An 8,612-nucleotide genomic window follows, 5' to 3' on the forward strand; every position below is an offset into this window, starting at 1 on the left:
CCGTCCGGCTTGACACGGGTACACGCCCGGACCTTGTCAAGCATGACATCCTGCCAGTCGGCAAGCACCTTGTGCGCGGCAAACGCCTTGCGTGCCTCCGACACCAGATGGCTCTGTCCGTGAGCCTGGATCGCCTTGTCTCGCTCGCCCATCAGCTTGGCGTTCTCCGCCTTGAGCGACTCCATCTGCTTGCGGTACTTGGTGTCGTACTGCTCTTCGATCGCCTTGACCTGCTGCTTGACCTTGTCGTCAAGATTCTCGGGATCTCCCAGGTCCTTCACCTTGGCGATGGCCGCCTTGGCCTCTTCCGGGTCCACTCCCTCGAACGCCGCCAGTTGTTCGGCCTTCTTCTGGTTCTTCGCCTTGAGGTCCGCCAGGACTTTTCGCAGGCCGGCCGTGTCCTCCAAAGAGAATGTCTTGCCGTCCACCGACACGCTTTCGACGTCCAGCACGTAGAGCCCATCGGACTCCACGTAGAACTCCTTTGCCGGTCCTGTGAGAGCTTCGAAATCCTTTTGTGCCAATACTGCCTTGAGCTTCATGTCTGTCCCCTATGAATCCATTCGTCGGCAAACTACTACATGCCTCTACGTAGAGGCAAGTACAAAATCACTTTTTTTCGTCGCCGACCGGTTGCCGCCCCTCGTATTCCAACTGAACGAGCTTGCCCCTGGACCGAAGGTAGCACTTCCGGCACGGATAGCGGTTCTCGCTGCCCTCTCCCACGTCCACAAACCCATGCCCGCCGCACCTACAGCGATAAGGATACCTGTCAATCGAGCGCCTCCAGTTCCTTGAGCGTCAGTACCCGCCCCCGGTCGTCCACGAAATCCCGAATGGCCACCTTGCCCGAGCGGAACAACTGCGCCTTGCCCTTGCCCAACACCAACTCCTGCGTCTGCCGGCTCTGGCCCTTGAGCCACTGGCCATACGTCACCTTGTCGGCCACCCTCCCATTCATCGCCGCCCGCTCGCTCGCCGGCATCTCCTTGAAGTCAAACCCCAACTCCTTCCACGACTTGCACACCGGCACCGTCGTACAGCGGCATCCGATGTGCTGGGGAGGTCTCGGCCCATCCATCAGGCCATACACCTGGCCATCGTAGGCCGCACACACCTCACACGTGTGACTGTCCAGCGTCGCTACCCACTGCACCGCCGCAATCACGTCGACATTGGCCCGATAGGTCGCCTGCCGAACGTTGTTCACCACGCCGGAAACGGAGGTCCGCACCACCGATTCAATTTCTCGTCTGGACCGAGCCAGAATCCCGTCGCGGTAGCGATTCTTCGCCGTCCCCCGAATCCGGCGCACGATCTCGTCGATCCCCTCGCCCTCCGCCACGCCGATCATGATCTGCCGGTTGACCTTGATCGCCTGGGCCTGCCCAAGCTCTTCGAACCACTCCCGGACCAGCCGGCCGTCAATCGGCCGGTTGACGACCATCTCCTTGATCGTCGGCACCGACAACGTCGTCAGGGCAATCTTCACCGGCAGCGACTTCTCGATCACCGCCGCATCCCACCGAGACTGCGACTTGCCCAACTCCAGCAGGTCCGGCTCCAGGTCCTTCCTCATACGTAGGTAACCGGCCGCCATGACGTCCTTCATGCTCTGCCGCATCAGACGAAGGCGGTTCTCGGTCAGCGTCTTGCCCGCGTACTTGGTGAGTTTTTCCAGCAGGTCCGGCTCGAGACTCCGGTTGAAAAACGAGATGATCTTTCGCACCTGCTCGGTCTTGTACTGCTCCAAGAGGACCGCGTGTCGTATGATCCGGTCGCGGACCACCTCGTTGACACTTTTCAGTTGTGCCAGATCAACCGGCATGCGCCACCCTTGCACGAAACAGGTCCGCCTCCAGCCGACTCGGCAGCATGATGTTCACCAGATCGTGCGTCAGGCCGACATGCCCGTTCCTTGCCGCCACGGACGCCAGTTGAGCCACGGCACGGTTGTGCTCCCGCACGATTGCCCTTGCCGCCTTGTCCACCTCTTTCCTGCTCGGCGCTTCAGTGCCCATTACCGCTCTCCGTATCTCGATCTTCGATCCCAATGCCGGCCGCGCGACCACGACCGCACGCCCGACCAGTACCCCAGCCGCCTCAGAACCACCACGGGCAGCGAAACCATCCTTGCCTGCCCCACCGGCCAGTACAGCGGCCGATAGAACCACGTGCCGTAGTACCAGCAACAACACCACCCAAACTTCATCCCCAACGCTTCGAGCAACCCGCCGTCTTCGTAGTCCAACGCTCCGCCTCCGCCCGATTACTCCTTCTCTTCTTCAGGCTCCGGTTCCGGCTCTTCCCTCCCGATCATGCCCAGGTCAGGCCCCTCTTCCTCGATCCGAGCCAATTCCTCGTCGATGTCGTGGTTTTCCGGCAGAAGGCCACGCAGCTTGACACCCTCCAGAATCGTTCGTCTGGACAGATCGCCCCGGTCTCGGAGCTTCTGGAGATTGTCCAGGTCCTGCGCCGATCGCGGCAGCAATCCGAAGTCGTCATAGATGTCAACCTTGAAGTCTTCCGCCAATGTTTCGCCGGTCCATTCCGCCGCCAGCCCAAATGCCTTCTCGAGGACAGCCTCTTCATCCCGCACCCACGATTGCAGGTCGCACTGGCCCTTGCCTTCGTCGATCGCCTTGCCCATCGCCGTCTCGTTGCCCCAGGACCGCACGGTCAACGGCCCCATGCCAACCGCATCCATCTGCTCTTCGAGGTGGCGAAGCTCATTCTCTCCGGCCGTCACCGCACTGCCGCTGTGCTCGATGATCTTCATGTCCGCGTCGGCGTTGGTCGTCCTGACCGCGTGATTCACCCCCCATACGATCCCCTGCTCCATCTCCTTTGCCGTCAGCCCCTTGAGGAAAATGACGCCCGAACGCGCGAACCGCAGATTGTTCCGGTGGTCGCTCTGGCTCTGGTAGTGCGCCAGATTCATGTACGCCAGGTCGTCCATTGCCGGGGACGCACTCATGAACCCCGTCGGGTTGATATACAGAGTCACCAGGGCGATCTTCCCAAGCGTCATCGTGCCCTCTTGGACGACGTGCCAATCCCCCTTCTCTGCCTGCTCGTACACCTGGAAGGCGTCCAGCCCGATCACCCGAATGCGGCGCACCGCCTTGGCGTCCCACTGGCCGCTCGACCGATACACCGACTCACTGATCCGAATCTGCGTCAGCCGCGTCTCGCCGTTCACTTCTTCCGTCTGCCAGTTGATGAGCGAGATCGGATCGACCAGCACAAATCTCGGCCGCAGCCCAAGCTCGCGCTCCTCCCCAAGGCTCCCCGCCGTGTTCGGCGGATAGTCCACCAGGATATGACACAGCCCCCGGTTGATCCCGACTTTGAGCACTTCCCTGGCGAACGAATTGAGGCTCCGCCCCTGATCGTCGACTGCATTGGGCATCCCCGCCAGCTTCTCGGGCAAGTCCCCCACAATGTTCACGTTGCGAGCAAACGGACGCCGCGACAGCCCCAGCACCGTCTTCTTGTACCCGTTGTACAGCACGGACCTTGACAGCCTCGCCTCATACGCCTTGACCGTCTCGCCTTCTTCTCGCGGCAACCACTTCTCTCCCGCCGCCTTCATCGCCGCCGTGCCGCCCATCAGGTCGTCTACCAACTCCCACGTCGGCAACATGGCACTGTAAATGGGATGCACAGACTCGACTGTCGATTCCTGATTCGCCATAAGGTTTCCCTTGTCTAAAAGTGCCCGGACGGCTCTTGGACTTTATCTGCCAATGCAGACTTCCTTGATCCGGCAGTCAGCCGCGAAGCAGCGGCACCGACCGTCCGGGCCGCCGACGAAGACCCACCGCCAAATTCCGCCTCTGTCAGTAGTTCGGTCACATGGTCCGTCAAGGTCCCGCCCACCCATCGACGCCAGGCGTCCAGGTCCATCCACGCATCGTCGCTATCCCAATCCGCCGCATCCTCGGCCGGCAGGAACACCGGTTCTCCACCCAGCAATCTGCCGTAGCCGAGCAGCACCGGCTCCTTGGCCGGTGGATGCACAAAACGCTTGTGGATCGACCACGCAATCACTTCGCCGCCCTCTTCAGCAGGTACTCGAAGAACTTGTTGCTGAGGAATCGCCCGTCCTTGCCCACCCGCAGGGAATTGGCCGGATTGTTCGGGTCGATGATAAGAGAACCGGCAACAACGTAGTGCATATCCACGTCGTTCGGGTCACTGGTCACGAACACCGGGCCAACGTCAAGATAGTTACGGGCGCAAGATGTCGCTGACATCGCTATCATCATCAGAATGAGCAGCTTGGTGAATCGCCGCATCCCGCTCCTTCTGTTCCCGCTGTTGTTTCTCGTTGCGTGAGGCATACCACCTCCACACCGCCAGGGCCAGCACCAACGCCGTCGCTATGACCGACCCAATGGCCTTCATGGGGCTACTTCGTCGTCGTGGTCGTCGGCACATTGTCCTTGATGGACTGCGCCACCCCGGTCACCCCGGCCCGCAACGTGGTCAGGCCCATCCCCGCCGCGATCAGCCAGACCCACTCCGGCACCGTAAACCAGCCCATGCCCTCCGCGCAGCCAAGAACCAGCATGGCCGCCGCCACGATGTAGGTCTTCTTGCCATCGAGGAATGCGAGAATCTTCCTGAAATCCATTTCCAGACCCTTTCAAAGGCGATGCTTCTATCTATCCGCAATTAGAAGTCATCAGCAACTTACCCAAAGACGCCGCTGCCGCAAGCTTTTTTCTCGGCGCATAAAAAACCCCGACCTCTTAGTCGGGGCAATTTCTTCGGATGCCCCCGGCGGGCGAGACAATCAGCCTCATACCCGCCGGGGTCGGAGACTGCTTACTGGATTCGTATGCCTTTCCGGACAACGTGACCCGGTACATTATGATACGCCAGATACTCACGCAGCCTGCAATAGTCGGTGCCGGGCACAATCTCGTCGCCGGTCATGTTCGCAGCCTGTGCAATCTCGCACCTCATAATGTCCGCGATCTTGGCAGCGTCGTAGCTCACTATACGTCCGCAGACGCCGCCCTGCTCGAGCGCCCCGTACTTACGGTTGGTCGTTTCGATTCTCGTTCTCATTTTGATCTCCTTTCATCCGGCCCGCCGAGGCGGGCGACAACTGATAATTAAATCGTCGATTCTGTACGTAGTATATCAGTCCTATCACCTCGTGTCGAGAAAAAAATCCGCGAAAACCAAAATTATTTTAGGCCAAGTCGCCGCCAAATTAGATGGCTTGTGAACCGGCAACCGCCGGCTTTAGAACTGGCTAATGACGAATTCCGGCTCCGCCAGCGGGTGGACCTGGGCTACGTAGTAGCCAATCGCGTCCGAGAGGTGCGTGAGCGTCTTGTCGTTGGTCTTGTCGATCTCGCCGCTCTTGTCGTTCCACACGACACCGTCGAAGTCCATCACAGTATGCGGGCATTTCACCGGGTCCACAAGCAACCGAATCTTCCCGTCCGCTGCTTGAATCCGACTGTTCATCGCGTTCACCCGTACACGCTCTCTCGGATTCGTATGGGCATAGGCCAAGTAGAGCCGGCCGCCAAACACCGGTCGCAGTGCCTTCTCGATCAGTTCCCAATCGGAGCCCTCCACTTTGGCCGTCCCCCTCGCCCCGCCAGTGGCATCCCCGTAACACCAAACCTCATGCGGATGGTTGCCGTAGCGCTCGGCAATCTCCTGGCAGACCCGCTTGGTGTTGCTGTTGCTCGGTATCCATACCTCGTCGATGCATGCCGTCACCTCGCCGGCCACGTTCGGGGCGCTCCCCCTGTACGGCTGCTCCTGACAGATTGCACACACCCCCGGAGACACATTGAAGTCAAAGCACAAGATCAGCGGCAATTTGGGATCGTAGATCAGCCGTTCGCTGGCATGCGTCTCTTGGAAAAAACCATAATAGACCCGACCCTCGAACGCCACGAAGCTCGCATTGAACTCCTGGTCAAACGTCAGCGGGTCCATCTTCTTACGCATCTGGGCCAGGAATGCCTCGGCCTGCTCCCTGCCCAAATACAAATGCAATACTTCCGAAGCCTTCCAGTGGAAGTATCTCGCGCCCTTCAACTCGCCATTGAGGACCTGCTGCGTCAATCGGTAGTAGTGATTCCTGCCACAGGGCACGCCAATGATATCGATCCAGCCACCACGAACCAGCATTGGCATGATATGCTCATCGAGCACGTCCGGACGGCAGTCCGCGTATTCGTCAATCACCCCACCATCCCAATCGCCACCCTCGATGCGAGCCGGCTTATCCAGACCCGCTACTCTGATAATCGCTCCCTGCCACAACTTGATCGTCAACTCGCTCTCGCTGATGTCGATATCCGGTCGCTGCGTCCGCAACGCCCACCTCGGCACCATCGCCTTCAAGTCGGACCAAAAGATATCCTTGGCTTGCTGCTGCGTCGGCGCACAGGCGAAGAATCGACCGTTCGGGTATTTGCTGAACGCAATGGCCCTGGCCACTACCCGGCGCTTCGACGCCTCGGTTTTGAATGAACGTCTACCCGCCGGAACCACGTTGATCGTCGCCCGACTATGCAGGTAGGCGTACTGTCGCGAGTCCAGCTTGCACCGGGTCCATCTCGGCGTGAGGTAATCAGCCATTCTCGGGCTCAATCAGTTGGTGGCAATCGTGGACCTCGCGAATCATCCCGCGAACCAACTCGGTCGGTGACTCGCCGGCACCAAGATGATCTGCGCGTGACCCAAAGTCTTTCGGAAACTGCCTCTCCATAAGATGCAACAGAAGCTTGCCCGCCGTCTTCATGTCCCCCATGCGCTCGGCACGGTCGATGAACCGCAACAGCCGCGTGAGGTAATTCGCTTTTGTCACAGCCTTTGCGCGTACGCGAATGTCCCGCAAACCTTCACGGTCGCCATTGGCCCACGTGACCTTTGTGTTCCTGTCGAGCCAGTTCGCCAACTGCCGGTCACTGACGCCGACTCGGGCCGCAATCTCCCGGTCCGTCAGAAGGTCCACATCTCCCGACTTGATCCATTCCTCTTCCAGGGCTGCGGCGATTTCCACGGTCAGGGTGGGCGGCCTTCCTTGCCGCTTGGGCTGCGGCACCGGAATATCCCCGGCGTCGGCGTTGGCCTCGTACACCTCAAGCTCGGCAATCTCCCGTGCGGTCAGAGGGCGTCCCGACCGGACTTTCTGCAACAAGGACAGATGGCGCATCCGGTGTGCCTGCTGGACAATGCTTTCAGGCTTTTTGGCCAAAAATCACCTCGTCCGTAGGACCCCCGTGGGCGGCCAATACCCATATCGGCGGGTAATGGGAGCCGCCAGTGATGTTTCGGGCCTGGAAACCCGCCTATCCAGGGCCGGGGTACTCAAAATAGACGTAGTGTTTGCGGCCCGGAGAGTCGCTGTAACGGACGATCTGACGGACCCCATAGGACGACAGATAGGCCCGGAACTTCTCAAGGCCGTGCCGGTAGAAGATCGTGGGGCACTTGGCGACCATCTCGGACGGATAGCCCAGCCTTGCAAGCATACCCCTAGGCAGGCCCCCGACCCCGCTCTGGATGTACGTAACGAAGACGGCCCACTTGCGGCCCGCAGGCGGGCCGGAGCCGATCCGTGTAAACACCGTGTCAAGCTGGTCGAACGGGACCCCGTAGGCGTCCAGGTCAATCACGTTGAACTTGCCCAAGTCCAGGCTCGCCAGGAATTTCCGATTGTCGCCTTGCAGGTACACCCCGCCACGCATGGGCTTCTGGTCGATGCGTAGCGTGGTAATGTCCCGGTCCGGCAACCGGCGCTGGACCTCTGCCCACAGTCGCCCCGTCCCGCCATAGCAGTCCAGGACCCTCACCGGCCCGGCGGGCAGATGATCCACCCGTAAAGCCACCTTCGCTTCAAAGTAGCTGTTGTCAATTTGAACCTTGTTCATACTCCACGTCCGGGTGCCTCACCATCGCTTCGATGTGCTCGGCAAGCTCGCCCATAACCTCGGGCGGAAAGCTCAAGAGTACGTGCGTTCGCTGGTAAGGCCGTATGGCGTCTTTCGTGGGCTTGAGCGGCTGCTGACATTCCTGCTCCTGCAACTCCGCAATGCGCAGCGACACCAAGTCGTCGTCGGACACCGATTCCCTTAGCTTGTCGATGTAGACCCCGAGTTGTTCGCTGAATTGCCCCTGGATGCGGGGGTTATTTAGCGAGATATTCAAGAGCCGCTCGTCCGCCTCGCTTACATCCACGGCCACACATAGGCACTCAGAGATGCCCGCTTCTTTCAGTACCCGGTATCGCTGGTTTCCCCCGACGATCCGGTTCGACCCATCGCGGACGTTCACCACGATCAACTCCACGCAACCGAACCGCTCGATGCTTTGTGCCAAGCCCGCCAGTGACTCGTCCTCGATCTCACGGGGATTGTCTTGGCACGGGCGCAACTCCTGGAGCTTAAACCTCTTGACCTGCGGGCAAGCCATGCCAACCACACTCTTTGATCCTTTTGCCATAGGACCCCCAAAGAAGCAAAAACCACTATCCAGAAGTATTTATCATACCAGATACCCAACCCGATGTCCAGGAAACCATCAAAAAAAAGGCCCCGGTGTTCGTCCACCGGAGCCCTGTTCTCTGGAAA

At 59.8% G+C, this 8,612-nt stretch carries 14 protein-coding genes; all 14 read right to left on the reverse strand.

What is annotated here, in order from left to right; translation table 11 throughout:
* Nucleotides 1-542 (reverse strand): hypothetical protein (locus PLL20_19970; GenBank protein ID HPD32278.1); only part of this gene is annotated, 542 nt, incomplete at its 3' end.
* 230 nt (nucleotides 543-772) lie between these two features.
* A complete protein-coding gene (locus PLL20_19975; protein ID HPD32279.1) occupies nucleotides 773-1,828 on the reverse strand; it encodes a minor capsid protein in 1,056 nt (351 codons plus the stop codon).
* Entirely contained in the window at nucleotides 1,818-2,021 is a 204-nt protein-coding gene (locus PLL20_19980) for a hypothetical protein (protein ID HPD32280.1), read from the reverse strand. Before PLL20_19980 ends, PLL20_19975 begins: the two co-directional genes overlap by 11 nt.
* Nucleotides 2,021-2,251: a hypothetical protein gene (locus tag PLL20_19985; protein ID HPD32281.1), complete on the reverse strand. Its 231-nt coding sequence runs from the start codon at nucleotides 2,249-2,251 to the stop codon at nucleotides 2,021-2,023. Before PLL20_19985 ends, PLL20_19980 begins: the two co-directional genes overlap by 1 nt.
* Before the next feature lie 18 nt (nucleotides 2,252-2,269).
* Complete coding sequence (locus tag PLL20_19990; GenBank protein ID HPD32282.1) at nucleotides 2,270-3,697, reverse strand: DUF4055 domain-containing protein; 1,428 nt, start codon at nucleotides 3,695-3,697, stop codon at nucleotides 2,270-2,272.
* A 14-nt stretch (nucleotides 3,698-3,711) separates the two neighbouring features.
* Complete coding sequence (locus PLL20_19995) at nucleotides 3,712-4,053, reverse strand: hypothetical protein (GenBank protein HPD32283.1); 342 nt, start codon at nucleotides 4,051-4,053, stop codon at nucleotides 3,712-3,714.
* Nucleotides 4,050-4,259 (reverse strand): hypothetical protein, encoded by a 210-nt coding sequence (locus tag PLL20_20000; GenBank protein HPD32284.1) that lies wholly within the window; start codon nucleotides 4,257-4,259, stop codon nucleotides 4,050-4,052. Before PLL20_20000 ends, PLL20_19995 begins: the two co-directional genes overlap by 4 nt.
* Entirely contained in the window at nucleotides 4,234-4,410 is a 177-nt protein-coding gene (locus tag PLL20_20005) for a hypothetical protein (protein ID HPD32285.1), read from the reverse strand. Before PLL20_20005 ends, PLL20_20000 begins: the two co-directional genes overlap by 26 nt.
* A gap of 4 nt (nucleotides 4,411-4,414) precedes the next feature.
* Entirely contained in the window at nucleotides 4,415-4,639 is a 225-nt protein-coding gene (locus PLL20_20010; protein ID HPD32286.1) for a hypothetical protein, read from the reverse strand.
* Between the two features lie 194 nt (nucleotides 4,640-4,833).
* A complete protein-coding gene (locus tag PLL20_20015) occupies nucleotides 4,834-5,079 on the reverse strand; it encodes a hypothetical protein (GenBank protein ID HPD32287.1) in 246 nt (81 codons plus the stop codon).
* A 180-nt stretch (nucleotides 5,080-5,259) separates the two neighbouring features.
* On the reverse strand, nucleotides 5,260-6,618 hold the full coding sequence (locus PLL20_20020) for a hypothetical protein (GenBank protein ID HPD32288.1): 1,359 nt from the start codon (nucleotides 6,616-6,618) through the stop codon (nucleotides 5,260-5,262).
* Nucleotides 6,611-7,237 (reverse strand): hypothetical protein, encoded by a 627-nt coding sequence (locus PLL20_20025; GenBank protein HPD32289.1) that lies wholly within the window; start codon nucleotides 7,235-7,237, stop codon nucleotides 6,611-6,613. The genes PLL20_20020 and PLL20_20025 overlap by 8 nt, the downstream gene beginning before the upstream one ends.
* Before the next feature lie 94 nt (nucleotides 7,238-7,331).
* Nucleotides 7,332-7,913: a hypothetical protein gene (locus tag PLL20_20030; GenBank protein ID HPD32290.1), complete on the reverse strand. Its 582-nt coding sequence runs from the start codon at nucleotides 7,911-7,913 to the stop codon at nucleotides 7,332-7,334.
* Entirely contained in the window at nucleotides 7,894-8,454 is a 561-nt protein-coding gene (locus PLL20_20035; GenBank protein HPD32291.1) for a ParB N-terminal domain-containing protein, read from the reverse strand. Before PLL20_20035 ends, PLL20_20030 begins: the two co-directional genes overlap by 20 nt.
* Between the last annotated feature and the right edge of the window lie 158 nt (nucleotides 8,455-8,612).

It is taken from the genome of Phycisphaerae bacterium, assembly GCA_035384605.1.
Taxonomy (GTDB): Bacteria; Planctomycetota; Phycisphaerae; order UBA1845; family PWPN01; genus JAUCQB01.